Annotated in this window: 21 protein-coding genes; 20 read left to right on the top strand and 1 reads right to left on the bottom strand. The window is 41.4% G+C overall.

Annotation, left to right across the window (positions count from 1 at the left end; all coding sequences use genetic code 11):
* Window positions 1-2 precede the first annotated feature (2 nt).
* The 10 genes from KFT32_RS03780 to KFT32_RS03735 all read left to right on the top strand — a co-directional run bounded on the left by KFT32_RS03780 (window position 3) and on the right by KFT32_RS03735 (window position 17,532).
* Window positions 3-2,966, top strand: a complete 2,964-nt coding sequence (locus KFT32_RS03780; protein ID WP_211745782.1) for an extracellular solute-binding protein — start codon at window positions 3-5, stop codon at window positions 2,964-2,966.
* Window positions 2,967-2,995: 29 nt separating this feature from the next.
* Window positions 2,996-3,958: a carbohydrate ABC transporter permease gene (locus KFT32_RS03775; RefSeq protein ID WP_211746017.1), complete on the top strand. Its 963-nt coding sequence runs from the start codon at window positions 2,996-2,998 to the stop codon at window positions 3,956-3,958.
* Entirely contained in the window at window positions 3,955-4,872 is a 918-nt protein-coding gene (locus KFT32_RS03770; RefSeq protein ID WP_481856296.1) for a carbohydrate ABC transporter permease, read from the top strand. Before KFT32_RS03775 ends, KFT32_RS03770 begins: the two co-directional genes overlap by 4 nt.
* 23 nt (window positions 4,873-4,895) lie before the next feature.
* Window positions 4,896-7,007: a YIP1 family protein gene (locus tag KFT32_RS03765; RefSeq protein ID WP_211745781.1), complete on the top strand. Its 2,112-nt coding sequence runs from the start codon at window positions 4,896-4,898 to the stop codon at window positions 7,005-7,007.
* Window positions 7,007-9,424, top strand: a complete 2,418-nt coding sequence (locus KFT32_RS03760; RefSeq protein ID WP_211746015.1) for a DUF5696 domain-containing protein — start codon at window positions 7,007-7,009, stop codon at window positions 9,422-9,424. The genes KFT32_RS03765 and KFT32_RS03760 overlap by 1 nt, the downstream gene beginning before the upstream one ends.
* 1 nt (window position 9,425) lies before the next feature.
* The gene (locus KFT32_RS03755; RefSeq protein ID WP_211745780.1) at window positions 9,426-10,295 is read left to right on the top strand and encodes a carbohydrate ABC transporter permease; all 870 of its coding nucleotides are present in this window, start codon (window positions 9,426-9,428) and stop codon (window positions 10,293-10,295) included.
* A gap of 19 nt (window positions 10,296-10,314) precedes the next feature.
* Window positions 10,315-11,277 (top strand): carbohydrate ABC transporter permease, encoded by a 963-nt coding sequence (locus tag KFT32_RS03750; RefSeq protein WP_211745779.1) that lies wholly within the window; start codon window positions 10,315-10,317, stop codon window positions 11,275-11,277.
* A gap of 42 nt (window positions 11,278-11,319) precedes the next feature.
* Complete coding sequence (locus KFT32_RS03745) at window positions 11,320-12,711, top strand: ABC transporter substrate-binding protein (protein WP_211745778.1); 1,392 nt, start codon at window positions 11,320-11,322, stop codon at window positions 12,709-12,711.
* A gap of 546 nt (window positions 12,712-13,257) precedes the next feature.
* The gene (locus KFT32_RS03740) at window positions 13,258-15,825 is read left to right on the top strand and encodes a beta-mannosidase (protein ID WP_211745777.1); all 2,568 of its coding nucleotides are present in this window, start codon (window positions 13,258-13,260) and stop codon (window positions 15,823-15,825) included.
* An 84-nt stretch (window positions 15,826-15,909) separates the two neighbouring features.
* Window positions 15,910-17,532, top strand: coding sequence for a glycoside hydrolase family 9 protein (locus tag KFT32_RS03735; RefSeq protein WP_211745776.1), 1,623 nt, complete (start codon window positions 15,910-15,912; stop codon window positions 17,530-17,532).
* A gap of 78 nt (window positions 17,533-17,610) precedes the next feature.
* On the opposite strand, the gene KFT32_RS03730 is transcribed toward KFT32_RS03735, so the two are convergent.
* Window positions 17,611-18,648, bottom strand: coding sequence for a LacI family DNA-binding transcriptional regulator (locus KFT32_RS03730; protein ID WP_211745775.1), 1,038 nt, complete (start codon window positions 18,646-18,648; stop codon window positions 17,611-17,613).
* A 512-nt stretch (window positions 18,649-19,160) separates the two neighbouring features.
* Here KFT32_RS03730 and KFT32_RS03725 point away from each other — a divergent pair.
* From KFT32_RS03725 to KFT32_RS03685, 10 genes are all read left to right on the top strand, one after another.
* Window positions 19,161-20,081 carry an ABC transporter permease gene (locus KFT32_RS03725; RefSeq protein WP_211746014.1) on the top strand — a complete coding sequence of 307 codons (921 nt, stop codon included), beginning with the start codon at window positions 19,161-19,163 and terminating at the stop codon, window positions 20,079-20,081.
* Window positions 20,082-20,098: 17 nt separating this feature from the next.
* Window positions 20,099-20,980 carry a carbohydrate ABC transporter permease gene (locus KFT32_RS03720; protein ID WP_211745774.1) on the top strand — a complete coding sequence of 294 codons (882 nt, stop codon included), beginning with the start codon at window positions 20,099-20,101 and terminating at the stop codon, window positions 20,978-20,980.
* Between the two features lie 63 nt (window positions 20,981-21,043).
* Window positions 21,044-22,654, top strand: a complete 1,611-nt coding sequence (locus KFT32_RS03715; protein ID WP_211745773.1) for an ABC transporter substrate-binding protein — start codon at window positions 21,044-21,046, stop codon at window positions 22,652-22,654.
* Between the two features lie 122 nt (window positions 22,655-22,776).
* On the top strand, window positions 22,777-24,258 hold the full coding sequence (locus KFT32_RS03710) for a glycoside hydrolase family 32 protein (RefSeq protein WP_211745772.1): 1,482 nt from the start codon (window positions 22,777-22,779) through the stop codon (window positions 24,256-24,258).
* Between the two features lie 108 nt (window positions 24,259-24,366).
* Window positions 24,367-24,495 (top strand): hypothetical protein, encoded by a 129-nt coding sequence (locus tag KFT32_RS27400; RefSeq protein ID WP_283246402.1) that lies wholly within the window; start codon window positions 24,367-24,369, stop codon window positions 24,493-24,495.
* Between the two features lie 9 nt (window positions 24,496-24,504).
* Entirely contained in the window at window positions 24,505-24,669 is a 165-nt protein-coding gene (locus KFT32_RS03705) for a hypothetical protein (RefSeq protein ID WP_211745771.1), read from the top strand.
* Complete coding sequence (locus tag KFT32_RS03700) at window positions 24,623-24,802, top strand: hypothetical protein (RefSeq protein WP_211745770.1); 180 nt, start codon at window positions 24,623-24,625, stop codon at window positions 24,800-24,802. Before KFT32_RS03705 ends, KFT32_RS03700 begins: the two co-directional genes overlap by 47 nt.
* 9 nt (window positions 24,803-24,811) lie before the next feature.
* Window positions 24,812-24,970: a hypothetical protein gene (locus tag KFT32_RS03695; protein ID WP_211745769.1), complete on the top strand. Its 159-nt coding sequence runs from the start codon at window positions 24,812-24,814 to the stop codon at window positions 24,968-24,970.
* A gap of 160 nt (window positions 24,971-25,130) precedes the next feature.
* Window positions 25,131-25,598 (top strand): hypothetical protein, encoded by a 468-nt coding sequence (locus tag KFT32_RS03690; protein WP_211745768.1) that lies wholly within the window; start codon window positions 25,131-25,133, stop codon window positions 25,596-25,598.
* 320 nt (window positions 25,599-25,918) lie between these two features.
* Window positions 25,919-26,443 (top strand): DEAD/DEAH box-containing ATP-dependent helicase, encoded by a 525-nt coding sequence (locus KFT32_RS03685; RefSeq protein WP_211745767.1) that lies wholly within the window; start codon window positions 25,919-25,921, stop codon window positions 26,441-26,443.
* Window positions 26,444-26,511: the final 68 nt, after the last annotated feature.

Here is a 26,511-nt window from a genome sequence, read left to right as displayed (position 1 = left end):
GAATGGTAAAGAGAAGAAACCAGTTTCTTAACCGATTATTGCTCGTCATCTTATTTGTAGCCCTTATAGGTAATCCGGTGTTGCCAGTTAACGCAGAAGGAGCTTCCAAGACAGTAAAAAAGAGTAGTGAGGATACACTTACTTCAGATTTATCGAGTAATGAACCATATTTCTATACGATTTCGAAAGAATGGGAACAGAAGAAGGTTCCGCTGGGGACGAAACTATTGGAGATTGATGCATCAAAGTATGACGCAAAATCTGATGATTCAATCGTCTCTGTCGGTACTTATGAAGGAGCGAAGGACGTACTGCTATGGTCTCAACCAAAAGGCTGGGTAGAGTACAAAATCAATGTAGATGAAGAAGGGATCTATGAACTGGGGGCAGATTATCATCCCCTCCTCTCTGAAGATGGGATCGGACGTCAATCTGTGATGATGAGTGTTCAGATTAATGGAGAATATCCTTTTCGCGAGGCACACTCCATTTCGTTGGAACGACTTTTTACAGAGGTAAGGCCTGTGAAATTTGATGACGATGGAAATCAACTTCGCTCTCTCATCGAGGAGGAAGTGGGCTGGAAAACGACCTCTTTTCGTGATTCTGAGGGGTCTTATAGTAAGCCATTACAATGGCATCTGATCAAAGGGGAGAATACGATCCGGATCGAGACGATTCGACAGTCGGTTGCGTTGAAATCTCTCCGTCTGCAAGCTCCTCAATCTTTAGCTAGTTATGAAGAAGTGAAAGAAGCTTATCCAAAGGCTGATGCAAGCGGCAGTAAGGAAGCAATTGTCATTGAGGGTGAACAGTATAGTCTAAAAAACTCATCTTCGATTCAAACCCAGTATGATCGGAGTCCACTTTCTCAGCCTAAGTCGCTCGATCGCGTTCGATTTAATACGATTGGTGGTACAGGATGGAATAAGGGCGGGCAAGCGGTAACTTGGGATTTCGAAGTTCCGGAAGATGGCATATACAACCTAACCTTCAGTGTGAAGCAAAATTTACGTGAAAACGCTACGGTATTCCGCAATATTTACATTGACGGGGAGATTCCGTTTACGGAGATGAAAAACTATCCTTTCCCATACAGCAGTGATTGGAAAAAAGTATCACTGTCGAATGGAGACGGGGCTGCCTACGATTTCTTTTTCACGAAAGGAAAGCATTCCATCAAGATGGAGGCTACAGTTGAACCATATATACCGATCCTAGCGGGTATTGATCAGTTGTCGAAAGAGCTTCGTAATGTATCGAAAGAACTTCGGATTGCGACAGGGAATAGTACAGATGCTTACCGTGTATGGAATATTGAGAAAGACATCCCCGGCATGACCAAAAGACTTGAAGTACTAAAAGACAATTTCAACAAGCTTACAGATGATATGTTCGCCATTAACGAGGTGCAGGACAATGTATCTCAATCCTTTAAATCTAGTGCCCGGGATTTAGAAGATTTATTGAAAGATCCAAATGAAATTCCATCCAGTCAGTTAACGATTGGAACGATGCAAGAGAAGATTGAGGCCCAGCGTGTAGATTTGATGAATACTCCACTGCAAATAGATCGTATTTATGTAGCTGCTCCAGACACAAAACTTCCTAAGATCGAGGCAAACTTCATTGAGAAATTATGGAACTCAATCGTTACATTGTTCTATTCATTTACAAGCGAGAATCAGCTTGATGAGAATGCGAATGATGAACTAAATATTTGGATGTTTAAAGGACGTGATTACGTCGATGAACTACAGCAGCTTGCTAATGAACGATTCACACCAGAGTACGGCATTAAAGTGAATATTAATCTAGTACAATCGGCGGATTTAGTTGTCCTTGGTAAAGCGGCTGGAATATTACCGGATATAGCAATTGGGGTACCGAGTGCATCTATCTTTGATTACGCATTACGTAATGCTGTCTATGATTTGACGAAGTTCACGGACTCAGATCAAGTAATGGATCTATTTCATCCAGGGATTATTCAGCCTTATCGTTATGACGGTGGTATTTACGGTACACCTGAGACGAACAACTTCAATATCATGTTCTATCGTAAAGATATTATGAACCAGCTTGGCTTATCAGTTCCGGAAACTTGGGATGATGTATACAGCATTTTACCAACATTATTGCAGAACGAAAGTAACTTCTACATTCCGCCGGATAACTTCTCCTATCTATTCTTCCAAAATAAAGTGGATCTATATTCGGATGACGGATTGTCAAGTGCTTTAAATGAACCCGAAGCCTACGCGGCGTTCAAAGAGTGGACGGAAATGTTCAATGTGTACGGTATGGAACGTCAAGTAAACAGCTTCTACCAACAATTTAGAGATGGAACAATGCCTATCGGAATTTCAGATTTCAATACTTATATGCAGTTACTTGTCGCAGCACCTGAGATTATGAATGAGTGGGCAATTGCTCCTGTTCCTGGAACGAAGGAGAAAGACGGTACGATTGCAAGATGGGCTGCTGCAGGAGCACCTACAGCAAACGTTCTATTTAATGATACACCGAAGGAAAAACGTGTTGTAGCTTGGGATTTCCTCAAATGGTATATGTCCGAAGATATTCAAACGGAGTTTGGACTGAACTTGGAACAATATCGCGGGGAGAGCTTCCGCTGGAATTCCGCTAATGTTCATGCATTTGCCAATATGCCATGGAAGCAGGATGATCTGAGTGTTATTTTGGATCAATGGCAGTGGTTGCAAGAATGGCCGAATGTACCGGGAGGATACATGACGGCTCGTGAGCTCGGTTTTGCTTGGAACAATGCAGTCATTGATCAAGTAAATCCAAGGATAGCGCTGGAAAAGGCGGTTAAAGAAATTAACCGAGAGATGAAGCGTAAACAGCAAGAGTTCAATTATATCGATGAGAACGGGAATATATTGAAGAAGCTGGAACTGATCCGAATTACAGAACCTTGGAAAGGAGCGAATCTAAATTGAAGGATAATGCAGCAGCCCTTTCTGAACAGATGAATGGAGCTCCCATCAAGCTTAGTAATACGAAGCCGAGTTTCTCGGAACGGATCAATTATTTGCTGAAAGAAATATGGAAATATCGCTTATCCTATTTATTTATTTTACCGTTTATGGCGATGTTTATTGTATTTATACTCATTCCGGTTGTTTCAGGTATTCTGTTAAGCTTCACTTATTTTAACGCTTTTGATTTCCCAACATGGCGTGGATGGCTTAACTATCAGAACTTATTCTCACAGGATATTATTTTCCTGCAATATGTACTGCCTAACTCGTTTAAATTCGCCATATTTGTCGGACCAATAGGCTATATTCTAGCTTTCCTACTGGCCTGGATAATCGCTCAGTTACCAAACACGATGAGGACTTGGTACGCTCTTGCCATGTATGCTCCTTCTCTATCTGCTGGTGTAGCGATGACCGTAATATGGACGGTTATGTTTACAGGGGACCGGTCGGGTTATATTAACAGCATTTTGCTTAAATGGGGCTTGATTGATCAGCCCGTATTGTTCCTACTCGATAAAGACTACTTGCTTAACATTATGATCGTCGTCTCAATATGGTCTTCCATGGGTATCGGTTTCTTAGCTATTCTGGCTGGTATTCTTAATGTGGATAGACAGTTGTATGAGGCAGGTCGAATTGACGGCATATCGAGTCGTCTTCAGGAAGTATGGTATATCACAATTCCAATGATGAAGCCACAGATGATGTTCGCAGCGATTATGTCAATTGTTCATACGATTAAATCTGGCGGGATCGGGGTTCAATTATCGGGGACGAACCCAACTCCGAATTACTCGGGACAATTATTAATTGATCACATCAACGATTATGGATTTATTCGGTTCGAACTCGGATATGCCAGTGCGATATCTATCGTTGTTCTTCTGATGTGTTATGTGTTAAGTAGATTTTTCGGTTATTTATTTGCACCGAAGGAGGATGAATGATGCAAGAGGCAAGAATGACCGCCATGCAGCGGAAATTAAAGATACAATGGAACGATTTTGTGTTAGCTCTTAGATTAATCGATCGAGCACAAATATGGATTGCCATCTGTCTCTTCCCGCTTGCTATTTTCATGCTCCTTCCACTGATATATATGTTCAACCATGCATTTAAACCACTGCACGAGCTATTCATGTTCCCGCCTACATTTTTTGTTAGAGAGCCGACAACAAGAAACTTCACGGAACTGTTCGCCATGACAGAAAGTACGATAATTCCGGTATCGAGGTATGTTTTTAATAGTATCGTCGTTACCTTATTATCTAGCGTTGGCATGGTTATTACAGGAGCGATGTGCGCTTATCCTTTGTCTAAGCACCCTTTTCCAGGTTCGAAAATTGTTTTGGGGCTGATCATGCTGTCGTTACTATTTGCTACAGAGGCTATTGCGATTCCACGCTTTATCGTTATTCAAAGTCTTGGGATTATGAACACCTACTTAGGTCATGTACTACCTCTTGTCGCAATGCCAGTAGGGGTATTCTTATTAAAGCAGTTTATGGACCAAGTGCCGAACGAGCTGCTTGAAGCAGCGAAGATCGACGGAGCGAAAGAATTCACCATTTTCCTTAGAATCGTCATACCTGTCGTTACACCTGCTATTGCTACCATTTCAATTCTTGCATTCCAATCGGCATGGGGAAACTTGGAGACTTCTACGTTATTTATGCAGGAAGATTCTATGAAGACTCTGCCGTTCTACATGAATACCTTAACATCGGGTCTAAGTAACTCGGTAGCTAGACAAGGGGCTGCAGCAGCAGGAGCTTTATTCATGTTTTTACCATCATTGCTAATCTTTTTGATCTTTCAGAGTAGAGTGATCACGACGATGGCGCATTCGGGGATCAAATAAGCAGAGGAATGGGGAGGTGTACCATGCGCAACAATCAAAGCAAATCGAAATATGTGCTTTGGCTAGTCTGCTTGATTGCCTTGACTGGTTTCCCGATGAAAGCTAGCGCTGATGTTCCTTATCGTACCTTCACTGAGGATAGTTATGAACGTACGATTATGACTCAATCTGCTTATTCTCCGGTCGGCGTTTTAGCACAGGAAATTCCAGTAGTCAATGAGAAAGGCGAAACAGAGTACTCATCGCTGCAAAGACCCCAAGATTTATTCATAGCAGATAATGATGACATATACATTGCAGATACAGATAATAATCGGATTGTTCATCTGAATGAAGATGGTGAATTTATTCGATTAATCACCGTACCAGAAAGTCCGCTAAAACAACCACAGGGTGTGTTTGTAGTTAAAAACGGCGATATCTTCATTGCGGATACAGGGAATAAGCGGGTTGTTCACCTGGATCGAAATGGGAAGTTATTGAAAGAAATCGGTCGTCCGGATTCTCGTTTTATTAATGATTCCTTCGTATATGAACCGACCAATATGGTTGTTGATCAACGCGGATTTATCTATGTCGTATCCAAAGGGAGCTATAACGGGATCATTCAGTTCACTCCTGAAGGAAAGTTCGATCAGTTCTTCGGTACGAATAAAACGGAAGTCACTCTGATGGATATCATCCGCAGACAGTTTTATTCGAAGGAGCAATTGAGTCGGCAAGTACGATTGTTGCCTGTAACAATCCGGAATATTGATATCGACGAACAGGGATTCATCTATACAGTGTCCGGTTCCAAAACAGAACAAGTTAAGAAATTAAATATTCGCGGAGAAAACATATGGAAAGAAAAGTCTTTTAATGAAAATATGTTTTCTATAGCTACTTCTGATTCAAAAGAATTGGTAGAGAATCAGCTGACCGATGTATCCCTGGATCAGAACGAGAATGTCACGATCATTGATAAGTCAAAAAACATTGTTTCTCAGTATGATGCAAACGGAACGTTGTTATTCTACTGGTCAGGTCGTTCTGCTCTAGGAAATTCGCTTGTCGGTTTAACGTTGGCACCTGTAGCTGTAGAGACAAATTCGAACAAGCGCCTGTACATCCTGGATGAAGCGCTTAACCTCATTCAAGTCTATGAGCCAACCGAATTTGGAGCAATGGTCCATGAAGCTTACAAGTTGATGCAAGATGGTAAGTATCTAGAAGGAGAACAATATTGGAACAAAGTTCTTAAGCTGAATGGTCATTTCTCCCCAGCGTATAAAGGAATTGCTGATGCAGCGTTTTCCCGTGGTGAATATGAGCGTGCTAGAGACTTATTTAAGCTTGCAGGCGATGGGACAGGTTACTCAGATTCATTCTGGCAAATTCGTTTGCAATGGTTCCAGAAAAATTTTTCTACCTTGGCAAACTATGCGATTATTGCGGGTCTATTATTATGGATTCTAATAAAGCTAAAACAGAAATTCAATTTTCGAATCATGCCGAAATCGTCGAAGTTATACAAACAGACCTGGTTCCAGCAAGCAAAGCATGTATTTTACATTTTAAAACATCCAATTGATGGGTTTGGTGATCTGAGGTATTTGAATAAAGGTGGCTATATTAGTGCTTCCGTGATCCTGATCTTAACCGTAATCATGCTTCTTGTGAAATCATTCTATACAAGCTTCACGTATAATCCAGTGCCGGTGTATGCCAAAGGATCGGCCTACATCCTTACAGTTTTCTTAGCTGTATGGTTCTCTTGGGTTATCTGCAACTATCTGGTTGGCTCTATCAAGCAAGGTGAAGCCCGGTTTAAGGATGTATTCGTAGGAAGTTGCTATTCCTTGTTTCCAGTAGTGCTGCTAGGAATTCCATTGGCACTTCTTTCGAATGTCTTTACTCAAAGCGAGGCATCCATTTATAGCGCTATTGAAATCGGTATGATTTTGTGGAGTGGACTGCTATTTTTCTGGAATATCCAAGCCCTTCAAAATTACGGAGTTGGCGAAACAGTGCTGAATATAACACTGACGGCCATCACGATGACCATTATGTGGGTACTTTTGTTCATCTTAATCGGACTCACATCTGAATTCGGTAACTTCATTTATACGATCTATCAGGAGGTGTCGATGTGATGCGCTTAGTACGCTCCAAAAAAATAGTAATGGTAGCGGTGATCTGCGCTATATCGGCGTCTACACTCGGCGGATTTATCTACGCTCAATCGGGTTCCACGGATAAGAAGCAGACTGAAGCGCAAACACCAACAGAAACGGAAACTCAAACAGCAGTTGAACCAGTAGCCCAGACCGTAACGAAGACCGATGCGCAGACTGCAAAGGCTGAGACCCCTGTGAAAAAATCTTTAGGGAAGTTGCCAGATGAAACCCAGTTCCAGATGATTGCAGAGAACGAGAAATTAATGCTCAAAGCGGATAAATCCTCTGGTCATTTTAACGTAATAAGTAAAACAACCGGAGAAGTATGGCGCTCCTTTCCTAATCCGAAGGATTGGCAAGATAAGAAGAATACAGATGCATGGAAGTTACATCTTGCCTCACCATTTATGTTTCGTTATGTGGAGTTCAATGTGCGTAAGGATTTACTGAAAGAGTCTAACCTCTATGCACAGAACGGTGTAATTAGTCAATTTGAAGTTACTGATAAAGGGTTTAAGGTGGTTTACGAAATGCCGGATCTTGGTTTTATTATTCCTGTCGAAGTGAAGCTAGGTGAAGATTTCGTCGAAACGAAAGTACTTGGCGATGGACTGGTGGATGAGTTGGTCATTCCGAGGGAAGAATCGGTTAACGTGGATAAGGATGGGAAAGAGGTGGAGAAGCCAAAGCCTAAGAAAGATCCGATGGCCCGCCTTGCTTCCATTCGATTATTCCCATTCATGGGCGCTCAAACTTCGCAGGATGAGGACGGATTCTTATACGTTCCAGATGGTCCGGGTGCATTGATTGATTTTAAGGAACGTCGTGCGGGTACGCAAAATCTGTATACTGAGCGCATTTATGGAGACGATTGGGCCTATAGTAACCGCAATACTATGTCTGATCGTAATCCAATTACGATGCCGGTATTTGGGATTAAATCGAATAAGCAAGCTTTGCTTGGGGTCATTACGGAAGGGGAAGAGTATACCAATGTGGTTGCTGCTCCCTCAGGATCTTTCAGCCAATTCAACTGGATTGCGCCGGAGTATCAATACAGATTCAAGTTCTTTCAGCCGACAGATACGAAGAAGCAGAACGGTTATTTAACCTATAGCAAGGAAATAACGAAATCCGATCGTGAGACCCGTTACTATTTGATCGAGGAGAAGGACGATGAGATAAGTTATGTTACTTTAGCCGAGCGTTTTCGGGAATTGCTAATGCGCGAGTCAGGAATGAAACCGTTAGAAGGTGAGCAAGCGAAGCTGAGGCTTCAACTTCATCTGCTTGGTGGCGACACGGAAGACGGATTCTTATGGGATTCCTATCTACCGTTAACAACAACGAAAGAGGCAGAAGGAATCGTCCAAGAGCTTTCTGCACTCGGTGTTGATCATATGGACATCACCTATCTCGGTTGGCAAAACGATGGATACAGCAAGTTTGGTGGTGACTTCCCGGTAGCAAATAAGCTCGGTGGGAATCAAGGTATGAAGAAATTTACCGATTTCGCCCAATCGAAGGGCTACACAGTTTATCTGGACGCATCCTCCTATACGTATAACCGAGGTGGTAAAGACGGATTCCGGAAAAATCGAGACGGTCTGCGAGATCTTGCTTCTTCTGTTATTGAGTCGAGGAGCTGGGATAGCAGACGGAAGACATTTGTCAGTCCTCAATTTATGAAAGGTGTAGTTGAAGGCGATCTAGAAGAGGCAAAATCGCTAGGCATCAATGGTTATTTGTTTGGTGATGGAATTGGCTCGTTCTTAAACACCGATTTTAATGAGAATTATTTAACAACAAGACAACAATCGATGGAAATTCAGAGAGAGTTGTATGAGAAGACAAAAGAAACTTTTGGCAGTGTCAACGGGGCAAGAGGTAATGCATACACACTTCCTTACATTAACCATATGAACAACATGGCTTCAAATTTCTCCTACGATTTGTTTATCGATCGTATTGTACCCTTTGCTCAAATTGCGCTCCATGGTTTAACAACATATTCTTTCGAGTATGCGAACTTGAGTGATGATTACAAGAAAAATTTCCTGAAGGGGATTGAATATGGTGCAGTACCATCATTTGTTGTAACGAATGCTTCATCACAGGAGCTTTTAAAATCCCTATCTCTACATCAATTTTATAGTACGAACTATAAAGACTGGTTGGAAGAGATCGTATCTCAGTATCAGAAATTTGAAGAAGCACTTAGCGATGTACAGAATGAATTTATTAACGGTCATCGTGAAATCGTAAGCGGTGTGTTCGAGACAACCTACAGCAACGGGAAGCAAGTGATCGTGAATTATAACGACAATGACGTTCTTGTGGGTAACACGACTGTGAAAGCGCAAGATTACATCGTAATCAAGGGAGGTGTGTAAGATGGCCTCGAAGCGAATGTTGTCTGCGAAAAGATCCAGAAAGCTCGAAGGGTTATTATTTATTGCACCGTGGTTGATTGGTTTTACCGCTTTTTTAGGATTTCCACTAGTCTTTTCACTTTTTATGAGCTTTCACACGGTCAAAATATTACCGAAGAAAGTTGTGTACGACTTTGTTGGCATTCAATATTATCGTGAAATCCTGTTTAACAGTTCAGATTTATACGATAAGTTAATACCGTATTTCCAAGAAGTCGTTATTATGATTCCGGTAATTGTTATCTTTGCCTTGATGATCTCCATCATGCTTAATCAGAAGCTACCTGGTCGATTTTTGTTCCGTGCCATTTTCTTTCTACCAGTTATCTTCTCAACAGGTGCAGTACTTATGTCATTTATTAATCAAGGGGAAGGGAATCTCGGGTTCCTAGAACGATTTAATATTGGGAGTTATATGGATATGTTCCTTGGGGATAGCTCGTGGGCGACGCCAGTAAAGACCGTATTAAATCAGTTTGTCCTTGTCCTGTGGTATTCTGGGGTGCAAATTTTACTCTTTATTGCTGGTCTGCAGACCATTTCAACCTCTGCATATGAATCAGCTCGAATCGATGGGGCTACGCCGTGGGAAGTTTTTTGGAAAATAACACTTCCAGCGATGTCACCATTCATCCTGTTGAACTTGATTTATACCGTTGTAGATATGTTTACGTTCCCCTCCAACCCAGTCATTAATCTGATTAATACAGGTAACTACGGTTTCAATAGTGCGCTGGCATGGATCTATTTCGCTATCATTCTTGTGTTTTTGGGAATTGTCATTCTCATTTACAGCAGAATTAATCGGAAACATACCGGAACAAATCGTTAATGCGGAAGGGAGGCAGACCATGAAGATTGATCTAACGACACGTGTGAAACAGAAGTTCTCGACGAAGCGTGGATTGCGGCAAGTGAGATATACCATTTTAGGGCGAGAGATGAATCAAGGCCTGTTATTTAAATTGGTCTTGTATGGAATATTTATCGTAACCTCTTATGTGTATATGAACCCTATTTTAACAATGCTTGTGAAGATGGTTATGAGTGCTAAGGATTTAATTGATCCCACTGTGACGTGGATTCCATCTTCCATTTACTTAGGCCATGTGGTCGAAGCATGGGATTTGCTAGATTACCCGAAGTCCCTCTCCATTAGTTTACTTATTTCGATTTCTACTGCCGCGTTGCACTGCATCTCGTGCGGGCTTGCGGGTTATGCATTGGCCAGGCTGGATGTACCTTTCAAGAAGACGATTCTTTTCCTCGTCTTCCTAGCATTCATTATTCCGCCGCAAGTCGTAATTCTGCCTACAATTATGGCGTATACCAAGCTTGGCTTGAACGGTCATTTATTAACATTAATCTTGCCTTCAATCTTTGGATTCGGTGTGAAAGGTGCACTGTTTGTCATCATCTTCCGTCAATTCTTCTCCACGCAGCCTAAAGCACTAGAAGAAGCAGCGCGAATCGATGGGGCAAGTGCATTACGGTTTTATTTGCGAGTCATGTTCCCACTGGCTAGACCCGCTATTCTCGTCGTTTTGTTGTTCTCATTCGTCTGGACTTGGAATGATACGTACTACCCGAGGATGTTCCTCGGTTCAAACGGCGATATGCCACTAGCATTGAAGATGTCATTTATCGATAATCAACTGACAACGTTTATAACGAATGGAGGACTACCAGAATATTTGGCAGAGCCGATAAAGATGGGAGCGAGTTTCTTAGTTATTTTACCTCCGCTCATTCTTTACTTGATTGCACAGCGTTATTTTGTTGAGAGTGTTGAACGTACAGGTTTAGTTGAGTAGATCTGTAATTATTATATTTAGGTAAAATACAGGAGGGTATATATGAAGAAAAAATCATTATTATTAATCATTACTTTTGTATTGATGCTCGCAACATTACTTTCTGGCTGCACTGGAAGTGATTCGGAAGCTAAGGAACCGGGAACAGTAGCCGAAGAACAGGCTGGGGGGACTACAGAAGAAGAGGTGGATTGGACGAGTAAAGCAGTGACGGACTTTAATGAAGAGACAACTATCACGATTCAACATGAGTGGGGGTCGGACCTGACTTCTGTCCTCATGAAGCCAATTGAAGATAAGCTCAAAGCTGAAGGGAAAAATATAACCGTTAATTGGATTCAAGGGAGTGCCGATTCAGTATCGTTGCAAGAATTAAACGCTAGTGGCGTCGTCCCTGATATTATTTATTCGTCTATCGGAGTATCTGCCTTGCAGGAATTGGACATGGTTGAGCCGATTGATGATTATATGAAAATATATGAAATGGATACAAGCTTGATTGATCCATCGGTAATGTCCTTACTCCGATCATATGATGATAAAGGCTCTGTGATCGGTGTACCTACGTTTGCTGATACATTCACGCTATTTTACAACAAGGAAATTTTTGATATGTTCGGTGTACCTTACCCGACGGACAACATGACATGGGATGAAACGATTGAACTAGCCAAGAAATTGACTGGAGAACGAAACGGAGTGCAATACCGGGGTCTTGAAATCGGATATAATAATAGTGTATCGAATGATTCTCTTGCACCTCTTAAAGAAATCACTAGCAACTTCGTAGATCCAGAAACCGATGAAGTGTTGCTTACGAAGGATCCTGATATAACTAGATATTTCGAATTGATGAAGAAGTTTTATAGTATACCAGGTTTGTATGAACGTGACCTTGAGAAACAAGCAAGCTTCTATGCTAGTGGAACCGCTGCGATGTTAGTGTCTTGGCCGACATACATGGAATGGGGAATTTCTGAGGAAGTTCGAGCGAGTACCAATGCAGTTCTTGCTCCGATCTGGGGAGGAGAAGATCAATTTACACCACCAACGCAAGCTCATATGTTTATCCTGAATAAATACAGTGAAAATAAGGACGCTGCATTCCAATGGATGAAGGAAGAAGTATCGGAAGATATACAGAAGTATTTCTCCGCTAATGGATTCCCGACAGTACTGAAGAGTCCAGAAGTCATCGCTACATTCGGTAGTGAAAAAGACATTTATGAGGGACAAAATGTAAAAGCGTATTTCCCGGAAAACGCAAGAGTTTTGGAAGGTAGAAAATCGCAATATCAAAAATTGGCTGAAGACTTTATAGTTGAGAAGTTATCTGAATTTGCAAATTCAGATATGAATATTGCAGAATTTTTGCGTAAAGTGGAAGAAGAATTAACGATTATGATTGATGAAGAGAAGCTAAAAAAAGAATAAGAGAGCAAACATAAACATGTTGCAGAGACACTTTAAATAGGGTACAGGTTCCTAGTTAATTGCCTCTGCTTTTTTTACATTGTATCTTTAATGCGGTAAAGTTATGAAGGTAATATTGCGGAAGCTTGGCTAGTAATGAAGGACCTACCTAAAAACGGTAGAGACAAGATTTTTCGTTTCCGCAGAGATTCTGATAATTGATAAAAAAAGATACACCGTAGAAAGCGGGATATTGCTCGCGATTGCTTCGTTTATTTTATTATTTGTACCGTGTTATTTTGTATGAAGTGTGGAGAGACCGAGTGCCGCAAGACGATTGTTAGGATAGAAAAACAATTTTGCTATAAAAGTTATTTACAAACCTAAAATTAGGATAACAAAATGTATTGAATCGTTTTCAAGAACGTGAGACAATGGACTTACTGATACCAAAGAAGCGCAGAAGTGGGGATCATAGAATAGTCCAATTCTTTACTTCCTTTGATTCAGGGCAGAATTCACATGATGGCTTCAAGGAAATATAACACAATTGGAGGGTTTCAAACCATGCATGAAACAAAATTGGTGTTAAACAAAGCTTGGACTTTTAAGGCATGCGATGAGCAGGAGTGGAAGAAAGCAGAAGTTCCTGGCTTTGTGCATACGGATTTACTTAAGAACGAACTTATACTTGATCCTTTCTACGGAACAAATGAAAAACTGGTTCAATGGATTGACAAGAAAGACTGGGAGTATCAAACCACTTTTCAAGTGACAGAAGATATTTTAAAAGAAGAGCATGTAGATCTAGTCTTTCATGGTCTTGATACATATGCGGATGTGTATTTGAATGATGTACATATCCTATCAGCAGACAATATGTTTCGCGTATGGGAAGTCAATGTGAAATCGAATTTGAAATCTGAGGATAACGTGCTTCGCATTAAGTTTCGTTCTCCGATTCAAGAAGATTTACCAAAACTCGAAGCACTTGGCTATCCACTTCCTGCTTCCAATGACCAATCAGAAGTAGGCGAATTGGGTGAGAAGAGAGTAAGTATTTTCGCAAGAAAAGCACCGTATCATTACGGTTGGGACTGGGGTCCAAGATTTGTAACCAGCGGCATCTGGCGTGATATTGAACTAAGAGCATGGTCTGAGGATTATATAGAGGATCTATATATTCATCAGAATAAGGTGAATGAAGAGTCCGCGGCACTTACTGCAGTTGTGGAAGTCAACGTTGATCAGGCTGGACCACGAGTAATTCGTATTGAAACCGACGGTGGAGAATGGACAAAAGAGGTTGATCTACCTGCAGGTCTTTCTAAAGTGGAAGTGGAACTTGAATTGAAATCACCAAAGTTATGGTGGTCTAGAGGTCTTGGTGAACCTCATATGTATACGTTTAAAGTTCAAATATTGGATGAATCAGGAAGCGAGTCTAAGGCAGAACGTAGCGTCAAGACAGGTATTCGTAACATTCGCCTTGTACAAGAAGCAGATGAGTATGGAACATCGTTTTATTTTGAACTGAATGGAGTTCCAGTATTTGCTAAAGGGGCAAACCATATCCCGAATGATAGCTTTGTTACCGAGGTCTCTTATGAAAGATATCGCCATGAAATTGAGTCTGCCGTTCTAGCGAACATGAACATGTTACGCGTATGGGGTGGAGGGATTTACGAGCAGGATATTTTTTATGATCTTTGTGACGAACACGGAATTTTGGTATGGCAGGACTTTATGTTTGCATGCAGCATGTACCCTGGAGATGAAGCGTTCCTGAATAGTGTTCGTCATGAAGCTGCTGACAATGTAAAACGTCTGCGGAATCATCCAAGTATAGCTCTCTGGTGTGGTAATAATGAGATTGATTCTGCGTGGGCTCATTATAACGAAAATGGTGGCTGGGGTTGGAAGAAAGATTATACTCCTGAGCAGCGTGAAAAGATTTGGTCAGACTATGAAGCTGTGTTCCACAAGCTACTTCCAGAAGTGGTTGAGGAGTATTTGCCTGGTGCAGACTACTGGCCTTCGTCACCAATCGTATCCGTTTCGAATGATATCAATCAGCATGCTTCAACCAGTTCCACAGTAGGCGATGTTCACTATTGGGGTGTGTGGCATAATGCAGAACCGTTCGAAAACTATAATGTACAGCTTGGAAGATTTATGAGTGAATATGGTTTCCAATCCTTCCCTGAGCACAAATCAGTGCTTCGTTATGCAGAACCATCCGATCTGGAATTGACTTCAGAAGTAATGATGGCTCACCAGAAGAATGGGAACGGGAATCGTTTGATCAAACAATATATGGACATGTATATGACTGAACCGAAGGATTTCCCTTCCTTCCTATATATGAGTCAGGTGCTTCAGGCCGATGCTATGAAAATGGCGATCGAAGCGCATCGTAGAAATCGTCCTTTAGTTATGGGAACTTTATATTGGCAGATGAACGATACGTGGCCTGTAGCTTCATGGGCAGGTATGGATTACTACGGGAACTGGAAAGCACTGCACTACTACGCAAAACGAAGCTTTGCTGATGAGATGATTTCTGTAGATGGTACAAAACCAGGTAAAGTTGATCTTTATCTGTTGTCGGATGTACTACAGCCACTGGAAGGTGAAATAAGTATCCGTATTACAGATTTTGATGGTACCCTTCATGATGTACAGACGCATACCGTAAGCATTGCAGGAAATACGACCAAACTTGTTTTGTCTCTGGATAAGGACGAGCTTCTGAAAGGAAGAGACGAACAGAGTACGGTTATGATTGCTGAGCTTGTACGTCAAGGTAAAGTGATTGATAGTCAGAAACATTACTTTGTTCCGTTTAAGGATCTGAAACTAAGTCAGCCAGAAATCGAACTTACGGAAGTGGAAGGTTCAGAAGGATCGAAGTTCCACTTGAAAACATCCGTTTTAGCAAAACAAGTATGGCTTGATTGTGATCAGGAAGGAATTTTCAGCGACAATTTCTTTGACCTTATCCCAGGGGAAACGAAAGAAGTTACATTCCATGCACGTAAGGGCGGAGAACAAGCATTTGAACTAGCAAGTGCTGGTGATCTTAAGGTACGTTCCATGGCCGACTTTATTAAAGAAACACAAGTGCAGAAATAGTATTATACAAAGGTTTGAACAATTCCCGGCTGTGTATTCACAGCCGGGAATTGTTGTAACTTATTTCCAGAGGGAGAGAACATAATGCACAAGATGAAGCGCTCAGTAGCGGTGAATCAAATTGGCTATCCGATAAACGGGCAGAAAACGGCCATTGTCACTGAAAAGTCATCTGGATTTCATATTGCTGAGGAAGGGACGAATAAGATTGTGTATCGTGGAAATGCGTCGCCGCCTACTTTCGATCTGTCCTCAGGGAGCATTGTGAGAAAAGCCGATTTTTCCGAACTGTCTAAGCCAGGTACCTATGTAGTAGTGGACGATGAAGGAAATCGGTCTACTCCTTTTGTCGTGGAAGAACGTCCTTACGTTGAATTACATAACGGATTATTGAAAGCGTTTTATTACTTGCGATGTGGCGTGACTCTAGATGAGAGGTATGCCGGCAAATGGGGACATGAATCTTGTCATACAACATTAGGTGCAGTTCATGGGGAAGAAGGCTTGTATCTTGATGGTAACGGAGGATGGCATGATGCCGGCGATTATGGAAAGTACGTCGTTGCCGGGGCTAAAGCGGTGGCTGATTTACTACTAGCCTATGAAATGTACCCGAAAGCATTCAGTAAATCTATTCCTCTCCCAGAATCGGATCAACTAATGCCGGATGTTCTACATGAATGTAAGGTAGAGCTTGATTTTTTGTTCAAAATGCAAGACAAAAGAAGTGGAGGAGTGTATCACAAACTGACAACTAGGCATTTCCCAGGATTATCTGTAATGCCAGAAGATGACCTAGCGGAATTGGTCTTCTCACCCATATCTGCCGCCGCGACAGCAAGTTATGCAGCTATCATGGCATTTGCATCCCGGATCTACCGTTCATACGATCCTTCTTATGCGGATAAATGTCTAAATTCTGCAGAGTATGCTTGGGAGTGGATCATGGAGCATCCAGAAGCAGGTGACTTTAAAAATCCACCGGATATTACAACTGGGGAGTATGGAGATGATTGCATATATGATGAAAAATATTGGGCTGCTGCAGAACTATATCATACGACCAATCAGGAGGAATATCATTTCGCTTTTCGGCATTACAGCACCAAATCATTTTCTAAATGTGAGCTGGGCTGGGCTGATGTGGGGGGATACGGCACAATTAGCTACTTGCGTAAAGGGAAAACGGAAGAAAGTCAATCCCTATATACCTCATTACAGCAAGAACTGATTCAGGAGGCAGAACGTCTTTTGGTGATTTGCGAGAAAGATGGATATGGTATCTCCCTTGAAGAAAATGATTATATTTGGGGCAGCAATATGGTTCTGATGAACCGAGCGATGTTACTGCTAATAGCAAGGGAATGGTCTCCAAAACCGGAATATGTAAATGCGGCTACTCAACATTTGCATTATTTGTTAGGGAAAAACACTCTTTATTTATCGTATGTCACTGGTTTTGGAACGCGATCAGTTATGAACCCACATCATCGTCCGTCAGTAGGTGATCATGTAGATGCCCCAGTTCCAGGGATGGTAGTAGGAGGACCTAATCGAAATCTGAATGACGAAATTATGGAGCAGACTTTAAAAGGGAAACCGGCTGCAGCCAGTTACATTGATCATGAAGACAGTTATGCAGGCAACGAGATTACGATCTATTGGAATTCACCTGCTGTATTTGTCGTTTCCTACTTTAATCAATGAAAATAAGTCATGTTTTACTGCAAAAAACCACCCTATTCTCAAGGAGAGTAGGGTGGTTTTGGCATTTCTATCGAAAAATCAGTCAATGTTTGGTGTAGATTCTCTTATGATCGGTTTTGTATAGATATGAGAGACTTGATACGGCTGTTTAGGATCATTAATCCGAGAAAGTAGCATTTCGGCAGCCTTCACTCCCATCTCATTACTGTAAATATGAACGGTAGTGAGATGAGGCTCTACGATCTTTGATTCTGGACCGTTATCAAAACCGCAAATGACGATATCCTTGGGAATGGAGAGCGTATTTTTAAGTGATTTCATAAAGGTGACAGCGATGTAATCGTTAGCACATACGAAAGCAGAAGGGAGCTCGCTCATTTCACTTAATCTACTATCTGTCCAACCTGGACTTGCGAAAAATAGTCTGTCATCATCGAGAACACACTGTGAGCGATCAAGCTGAATTCCAGACTCCGTCAGGGCGCGATTAAAGCCAACCCATCTTTCATTAAAACTTCTACAGTGATTATAATCCCCGATAAATCCCAATGTTTCGTAGCCACCATCAATTAATTTCTTCGTAAGTTGATAAGTGCTATGTTCGTTTTCCATCAGCAGTACATCCGCTTGAAATTCAGGGTAACAGACATGTGCCGAGCAATCGATGAAAATAGTCGGAATATCAAGACTTGTAATCAGTTTACTGTATTCCAAATTGAATAACTCAATACAAATAATACCGTCAACATTCGAGATGTCAAAATTATTCGGAAGGGACAACGACTCTTGATCAACGTCTCTTATAATGTGTATGGACAAATTGTATCCTTCGGCGCTGATTCGTTTTTCCAAACCGCTGATCAGTGTCGATCCAAAATGAGATGTGTTCGGTAAGTTTTCTGTTAATAAAGCGATGTTCCCCGAGTTCTTTGATAGGAGGTTTTCCGTTTCCATAAAAGCGAACTGCTTGTATTTTAACTCTATCGCTTTTTTAATTACTTTATTTCTAGTTTCATCAGGTATGCTATTGGTTCCATTCAAGGCTTTGGAAGCGGTGTTTCTGGAGATCCCCAACGCATCTGCGATGTCTTGTATGGTTACTTTTTCCCTAGCCATGTATGTAATTTCACCTCTGTATGATTGTTCTTATCGTTTTAGCAAAACGTGCGCTATTTGTTAACATTTCAGCTCTCTTAAATGTATAATAGTTTGATTGAAATAGCAACATTGATTTTACAAATGCACAATTTGGTTTACATTTATTACTGATTTAAGTGGTCAAAACTAATGTTTTATGTACTTCTCATTGTGAATACGTCAAGGACATTATATGTTTTTTATCTTAAATTTACTCTTTTCCCAATATAATTCCATTTATAACGACTATATTTGTAATTATGTAAAATTATTTAGGTTATTTATGAACAAATAATATTGTCAAATGCACAATATTATTTTTACAAAATGTATTGACGTATGATGACACTTTTGGTAAATTGTAAATGCAGCAGGACATAAGCGAAAATGAAAATTCTTCAATGAAAGCCCTTACTGCACTGAAATGTAAACTTTGCAAAAGAACGGAGGTAAAGGCATTGCATAACTCAATAGAAGCCGATCACAGAACAATGGTGACAAAACATAAGAGCTCGATGCTCGACTATGTAAAGAAACATTACTTTCTTTATCTTTTGCTCGCACCAGCTGTGATCTTGACCCTTATTTTTAAATACGGTCCTATGTATGGTGCGATCATCGCCTTTAAAGATTTCAGCCCAATCAAAGGAATTATGGGGAGTGAATGGGTAGGATTTTACAACTTCGAGAAGTTCCTTTCTTCTCCCAATTTCGAAGTGATCTTTATGAATACGCTTAAATTAAGTTTCTTTGGTTTAATTCTGAGTTTTCCGGTTCCGATCTTGCTTGCTTTGATGTTGAATCAGGTTCGCAGGGCTGGAGTCAAAAAGAACATTCAATTGTTCTTGTACGCCCCTAACTTTATATCCGTCGTCGTCGTGGTTGGGATGTTATTTATTTTCTTGTCTCCCACAGGCCCAATTAATCAACTCTTTAACTGGATTACCGGTGAACCCATTATGTTCATGTCTCGTCCTGAGTACTTCCGCTGGATCTACATCCTATCGGATATTTGGACCGGAGCGGGTTGGGCTTCCATTATATATGTAGCAGCTCTCGCGAATGTCGATCCCGAGTTACATAATGCAGCAAATCTTGATGGTGCTAATCTTCTTCAAAGAATACGTCATATCGATCTGCCAACGATTCGCCCGATTATGGCTATTGTGTTCATCCTCGCAGCCGGTGGCATCATGTCTATTGGATTCGAGAAAGCCTATTTGATGCAGACGGCAATGAACTTACCAACATCTGAAATCATTCCGACTTACGTTTACAAAATCGGTTTGCAGTCCGGTGATTATGCTTACTCAGCAGCTGTAGGATTATTTAACTCTCTCATTAATGTCATCTTGCTCGTTACGGTTAACTTCATCGTGAAGAAACTCAATGACGGCGATGGTCTCTACTAAGAAAGGAGCAACACGTCATGCCCATTAAACATTCCGGACTCGATCGCTTTATTCTTGTGCTGAATGCCATCTTTCTAACATTTGCCGTACTCATTGTCGTTCTTCCTCTGGTCTATGTAGTGGTCGCTTCCTTTATGGATCCGTCTGTGCTGCTTAGTCAAGGGTTATCCTTCAAAATGTCAGACTGGTCTATAGAGGGGTATCAAAAGATTCTTTCTAATCCGGCTATGATCCGTGGTTTTGGAAACGCTGTATTGTACTCCGTTTCATTCGCTATCCTTACTGTCCTTGTCTCGATCTGTGCAGGATACGCCTTGTCGGATGACAGGTTAAAAGGAAAAGGATTTTTCATGACACTTTTTATCATTACCATGTTCTTTGGCGGAGGACTCATACCAACGTACCTTCTTGTTAAGAATCTTGGTTTGATTGATACGGTTTGGGCGGTCATCATTCCGGGGGCAGTAAATGTATGGAACATCATTCTCTCCAGAACATTCTTTAAAGGAGTACCGAATGAACTGAAGGAAGCTGCGAATGTGGATGGGGCGTCAGAGATGCGAATATTTTTCAGTATCGTATTGCCTCTCTCCAAACCAATTATTTTCGTACTCGCTCTATATGCCTTTGTTGGTCAGTGGAATTCCTACTTTGACGCAATGATCTATTTGGATAATCCCAATCTACATCCGCTGCAACTCGTACTGCGTTCCATCTTGATTCAGAATCAGGTAGATCCGAGCATGATCAGTGATCAACTTGCTATGGCGGAAATGAAACGATTGTCTGAAATCATTAAGTATGCTGCCATTGTTGTTTCCAGTTTGCCTCTTATCATTATGTACCCGTTCTTTCAGAAGTACTTTGAAAAAGGTGTCATGGTCGGTTCCCTTAAATAGGAAGCAGGATTGCACATAGATAAAGATAAGTTCATTCATACCCAATTATGGAGGTCATATCCGATGAAAAGAATAAAAAAATCAAGAGTTTCGACGAAAGTAGCTTCCGCTTCTGTGCTTGCCTCTCTTATGTTCCTGACTGCCTGTGGGGGAGGCGGGGGAGGAAGCGCTGCGAGTAAAGAACAAGATCCAAACGGTAAAGTAACCCTAAACTTTATTACGCAAAGCTCCGCACTCGCACCAGCTGATCCGAACGAAAAACTGATCAATAAACGTCTCGAAGAAAAGACGAATGTTCATATTAATTGGAAAAATTTCACGAGTGACGTGTTTGCTGAAAAAAGAAACTTGGCTGTAGCAAGCGGTGATCTTCCTGATGCTATTTTCAATGCAGATTACAGTGACTATGAGTTACTTAAACTCGCCAAAGATGGAGCGATCATTCCGCTGAATGATATCATCGAAACCAATATGCCAAATTTCAAAAAAGTGCTGGAAGAGGCTCCTGAATACAAGAGCATGATTACGGCTCCAGACGGCAACATCTACGCATTCCCATGGATTGAAGAGCTGGGTAACGGAAAAGAAAGAATTCAGGCTGTAGACAGCATGCCTTGGATCAATGTGGAATGGCTTAATAATCTCGGCCTTGAAATGCCTACAACAACAGAAGAATTAAAAGAAGTGCTGATTGCATTCAAGACAAAAGATCCAAATGGCAACGGTAAGGCAGATGAAATTCCTTTGTCCTTCATTAACAAACCGGGAGCCGAAGATCTGGCATTCCTCTTTGGTTCGTTTGGACTGGGTGAGAACCCTGACCATGCGGTGGTAAGCGACGATGGAAAAGTGATTTTTACAGCAGCACAAGAAGACTACAAAGAAGCAGTTTCATTTATTAATGAACTATATAAAGAAGGACTTATCGATATCGAAGCATACACGCAAGACTGGAGTACGTACCTTGCAAAAGGGAAGGATCAGAAATATGGACTTTACTTCTCTTGGGATAAAGCCAACATTACGGGAGCAAACGATACTTACGATGTCATGCCTCCACTTGCGGGACCGGACGGGGAAGTTAACGTAACAAGAACGAACGCTCTTGGACTCAGCAGAGGTAAGATGGTTGTTACTAGTGCTAATAAAAACTTGGAAACGACAGCAAAATGGGTTGATCAGCTATACGATCCAGTGCAATCTGTACAGAATAACTGGGGAACTTTTGGAGATGACACACAGCAGAATATCTTCGAATTTGATGAATCAAAAGGTATGCTGAAACACTTGCCACTAGATGGTGCAGCTCCTGTTGAATTGCGTGAGAAGACAAGTATCGGTGGGCCACTTGCGATTCTTGACTCCTACTATGGTAAATACACAACCATGCCGGATGATGCAAAAGGCAGGATGGATATTATCAAGAACATCATGGCTCCTAATATGAAAGCAGAAAATGTAATGCCAAGCGTATTTAATTCTATTGAAGAGCTTGACCGTCTTACGACAATTGAAACAGACCTCTTCGCCTATGTGCTTAGAATGCGTACTGAATGGTACCAAAACGGTAAAATCGACGCGCAGTGGGATGAATATCTAAAAGAACTGGATCGTCTTGGTTTGCAAGAATGGCTTCAAATAAAGCAAGGCGGCTATGACAGAGCAGCAAAATAAATTCATTAAACGGTGAGGGCCGTGTTTCAAGCAGTCACACTGCTGATCACGACCTTCTTCTATTAAAGAGAGCAGGTCCTTGAATGCAGGACCAATTACAGGAGTAAAGGAGATAAACGATAATGTCTACGATTGCAAAACAAAATTTCCGAGGTCTCTATCATTTTTCACCGAAGGCAAAGTGGATGAATGATCCAAACGGTATGGTTTATTTTGAAGGAGAGTATCATTTGTTCTTCCAGCACCATCCAGGCGGGATGACTTGGGGGCCTATGCATTGGGGTCATGCAGTAAGCAAGGATCTTATAACCTGGGAAGAGTTACCTATTGCGCTCGCGCCGGATGAACTGGGAATGATTTTTTCGGGAAGTGCTGTTGTTGATTGGAACAATACAACTGGATTTTTTGATGATAAGCCAGGGCTCGTTGCCATCTTTACACATCATTTGGAAATGCCGGAAGACAAACCTGCCATTCAGCGTCAAAGTCTAGCCTATAGCAAAGATAACGGAAGAAGCTGGACGAAGTATGAGGGGAATCCAGTATTAGAAGATCACAGATTCATTGATTTCCGTGATCCGAAAGTGTTCTGGAACAAGGAGACGTGTAAATGGGTAATGATCGTCGCTTGTGGACAAACGGTATGTCTGTATCATTCGCCGGATTTAATCCATTGGACGTTTGCCAGCGAATTTGGCGAAGGAATCGGTTCACATGATGGTGTCTGGGAGTGCCCAGATTTGTTCCCACTTGCAATTGATGGCGACAAATCGAACTCCAAATGGGTGATGCTGGTGAGTATTGGCGCTGATCCTGCTTTTGTAGAAGGGTCAAGAACGCAGTATTTTACGGGTGAGTTTGATGGGGAAGTTTTCACGCCGGATGAAGATTCTATGTCAACTCGTTGGATTGATTACGGGAGAGATAATTACGCGGGTGTAAGCTGGTCAGATGTTCCTGCTGAAGATGGCAGACGACTATTCATCGGATGGATGAGTAACTGGATGTATGCGAACCAGACGCCAACAGAAATTTTCCGCGGTGCGATGACCATTGCAAGAGAACTTTACCTAGAATCCAGAGGAGGGAAAACCGTTCTTGTTCAGAAACCAGCAAAAGAACTGGAAGCGGCCCGAGTCCCTGTCCTCTCGTTACAAGATACATCTGTAAGAGAACTCAATACTTCTCTTGCTGAGCTTCACTTGGAATCTTATGAGATCAAAGCTGTGTTTACTTCAGGTACGTCAGCCGGTTTCAAAGTTAGAGTAGGGGCAAATAAACAAACCGTTATCGGTATTAATGCGAAGACGGATGAACTATATGTAGATCGAATGGTTTCAGGCCAGCATGATTTCCATGAACATTTCCTTGGGTGCCATTCTGCAAAATTAGAAGCACTCGGTGAGTCTAATGATCTTCACATTTTTGTGGATCGCTCTTCAGTTGAAGTGTTCAGTAATGGAGGTCAAGCGGTTATTACGGATCTGATTTTCCCTGAACCAGAGTCAACCGGTCTTGCGGTATTTGCAGATCATGAGAATGACTTGTTCATTTCAGTCGATGTCTATAAGTTAACTTCATCTTCAGAGCACAGCAAGAACTAGTCAGTGGGAGGGGTGGATTTAGATGCGTATAGGAGCGGTTTTTGCCTGTGGAACGAAATTCGTGTGTGGCATCGGAGATGAAAACGGGAAAACGTGGTGGACAAATCAATGGCAAACATTGTAGCAAAAAAAGAAGGTGAGTCCATCATTACTGTCTCTACACCGAATGGGAGGGTTTCAGCAAGTGTGCTTGTTAAAGTATCAGGTGGTGAATTCAAGACCAATTTAAGTGGATAGACAAAAGACTTGTCAGCAGCTTCTTGGATCGTAAGTGAAAACGGAATTCGAGGAAGCTACGCTATTGACGCCAATTATATTGCTGAGCAAAAAGCAGGGGATTTTACTTATGAAGCAGATATGATGCTTGGGGAAACGGGGGGGAGCAGGTTCGATTTTGTTCCGGGCAAGTGAGGACGGACGAACTGGATATTATCTGAATATGGACCCGAATATGAAATCTATTCGTCTGTTTTATAAGATTGATGGTCACTTTGAAGATCGTCAATTGTTAGCCGAAGTTCCTAGTTTCATTCAGCCGGGTTAAACCTATAAAGTGAAAATTGAACTTCTTCGCAAGAGTGATGATGGAACTGTCAATATTGCTTCTGTTCATCATCAGAAATCACTCGAAGTATCGGAAGATGGGACGACGCTCCTATTAAATGATCTTGATGCCACCCTTGATCGGCAAAAGTGGGTAATTACCAAATAAATAATATAAGTAAGGAAGAGCTGCTAAAGATGGCAGCTCTTTTCCTTTGTAGATGAAACCTTGATATGAAGATTACGGAAGTTTCCGTAGTAGCTAGCAGGGATTTTCGATAATACTACCGAAATAACTTGGTAATAGAACAGGAAGGATGAATGAGCATATGTATGAACAGTTACTCCTTTCACTTGATTTGCCACAAAGAACAATTATTTTGAGTCTGCAACCAGGACCTTACGAGGAGATACGAAGCGGAAGGAAGAAGATAGAGTTCCGTAGAAGATTCATCAAAGAACCTGTAGGCGCCTTTATCTATGTTTCGTCCCCTGTTAAACAAATAAAAGCTTTCATTGAATTTGGTAAACCTGAACAAGAGAATGTCTCTGCACTGATATCAATTTCCGAAAAATTATATCCAGGAACTGGGGATAGCCTGAAGGAGTATTTTAAAGGAATGAATTCAGGATATGCCATTCCGATTCTTTCCTTTACGGAATTCGCTCCCTTATCACTCGAATTATTAAAAGGAGGCTATCACTTTTCTCCGCCCCAATCCTATATGAATTTATCTGCGAACCCACTTTTAGAAGAAGCTCTGCTTCAAAAAATAAAACAGAAGAAGTTAAAATAAAAGGGTGAAGACAAAAAAGTCTTCAACCCTTTTTTTATAAACAGTTGGACTCCTTTCGACAGAGCCCCTTAAATCTCCACCACCATACTGCCAAAGATCGTGATTAAAAATGTTGTTCGTAATTTTTTGAAAATACAAAATCAATGCACAAAAGTAGGATAAATATCACATATTAATGGATAAAAAGGGATAATTTTTGTCGTTTTTGTGATCTTCGTATTTAAAACCTCTCATTGTTGTGGTAACCTTTTTAAAAGGCTATTTCGCAGCCCTAAAACCGTTTTCGAAAGCGGTATCATTTCTAAAGTAGAGGAGATATAATGATGCCTAAGACTCCCTTGTTTATCGTGACTGGTGCAAGTTGTGTTGGAAAAACGTCTGTAATTCCTTATGTAAGAAGTCTGCTTTCAGAATTTGATGTGTTTGATATGGATCTGGAGGGAGCACTAAATCCTGAGCAGACGATAGAGCACTGGTTGAAAGTCGCTCATCAGATCTCTTTAAGTGATCGGGGAACCCTTCTATTTGGTACGATTACCCCGGAAATTGTTCAAAGAAGCGAAGTAAAGAATCGGTTCAGCCATATATACTATATAAATCTACATTGTGATGATGAGGTGCGCGCAAAGCGTTTACGGGAAAAAGGAGCAGAAGAGGGGCATATCCAAAAGCATGCCTTACTCGCTAATTGGTTTATTCAAAATGCGGATTCTGCATTCACTCCTGCTATATCAACGATCGATACTTCTCTACATTCACCCGAGGAATGTGCAAAATACATTCGGAAATGGGTGCTTAAATACTGGAGTTCCCGCTATCCACTTGAAATTCGCGCTAACGGGTAAGTTGCTAGAAGCATCTTCGCTTAAAGTACAACACTAACGGTAGCTTGCAGCTATCGTTTGTTTCTTTA

Origin of the sequence: Paenibacillus sp. Marseille-Q4541 (assembly GCF_018310695.1) — a bacterium.
Taxonomy (GTDB): domain Bacteria; phylum Bacillota; class Bacilli; order Paenibacillales; family Paenibacillaceae; genus Paenibacillus.
Note: the sequence above shows the minus strand (reverse complement) of the source record. Positions and strands in the feature narration are given on the sequence as shown.

Excerpts from the sequence above, each read along its gene's own strand:
- KFT32_RS03720 (WP_211745774.1), top strand. The coding sequence starts at position 20,099 with ATGCCCATTAAACATTCCGGACTCGATCGCTTTATTCTTGTGCTGAAT.
- KFT32_RS03715 (WP_211745773.1), top strand. The coding sequence starts at position 21,044 with ATGAAAAGAATAAAAAAATCAAGAGTTTCGACGAAAGTAGCTTCCGCT.
- KFT32_RS03765 (WP_211745781.1), top strand. The coding sequence starts at position 4,896 with ATGCGCAACAATCAAAGCAAATCGAAATATGTGCTTTGGCTAGTCTGC.
- KFT32_RS03755 (WP_211745780.1), top strand. The coding sequence starts at position 9,426 with ATGGCCTCGAAGCGAATGTTGTCTGCGAAAAGATCCAGAAAGCTCGAA.
- KFT32_RS03775 (WP_211746017.1), top strand. The coding sequence starts at position 2,996 with ATGAATGGAGCTCCCATCAAGCTTAGTAATACGAAGCCGAGTTTCTCG.
- KFT32_RS03750 (WP_211745779.1), top strand. The coding sequence starts at position 10,315 with ATGAAGATTGATCTAACGACACGTGTGAAACAGAAGTTCTCGACGAAG.
- KFT32_RS03770 (WP_481856296.1), top strand. The coding sequence starts at position 3,955 with ATGATGCAAGAGGCAAGAATGACCGCCATGCAGCGGAAATTAAAGATA.
- KFT32_RS03760 (WP_211746015.1), top strand. The coding sequence starts at position 7,007 with ATGCGCTTAGTACGCTCCAAAAAAATAGTAATGGTAGCGGTGATCTGC.
- KFT32_RS03740 (WP_211745777.1), top strand. The coding sequence starts at position 13,258 with ATGCATGAAACAAAATTGGTGTTAAACAAAGCTTGGACTTTTAAGGCA.
- KFT32_RS03690 (WP_211745768.1), top strand. The coding sequence starts at position 25,131 with ATGTATGAACAGTTACTCCTTTCACTTGATTTGCCACAAAGAACAATT.
- KFT32_RS03685 (WP_211745767.1), top strand. The coding sequence starts at position 25,919 with ATGATGCCTAAGACTCCCTTGTTTATCGTGACTGGTGCAAGTTGTGTT.
- KFT32_RS03780 (WP_211745782.1), top strand. The coding sequence starts at position 3 with ATGGTAAAGAGAAGAAACCAGTTTCTTAACCGATTATTGCTCGTCATC.
- KFT32_RS03745 (WP_211745778.1), top strand. The coding sequence starts at position 11,320 with ATGAAGAAAAAATCATTATTATTAATCATTACTTTTGTATTGATGCTC.
- KFT32_RS03725 (WP_211746014.1), top strand. The coding sequence starts at position 19,161 with ATGGTGACAAAACATAAGAGCTCGATGCTCGACTATGTAAAGAAACAT.
- KFT32_RS03730 (WP_211745775.1), bottom strand. The coding sequence starts at position 18,648 with ATGGCTAGGGAAAAAGTAACCATACAAGACATCGCAGATGCGTTGGGG.
- KFT32_RS27400 (WP_283246402.1), top strand. The coding sequence starts at position 24,367 with ATGGCAAACATTGTAGCAAAAAAAGAAGGTGAGTCCATCATTACTGTC.
- KFT32_RS03710 (WP_211745772.1), top strand. The coding sequence starts at position 22,777 with ATGTCTACGATTGCAAAACAAAATTTCCGAGGTCTCTATCATTTTTCA.
- KFT32_RS03735 (WP_211745776.1), top strand. The coding sequence starts at position 15,910 with ATGCACAAGATGAAGCGCTCAGTAGCGGTGAATCAAATTGGCTATCCG.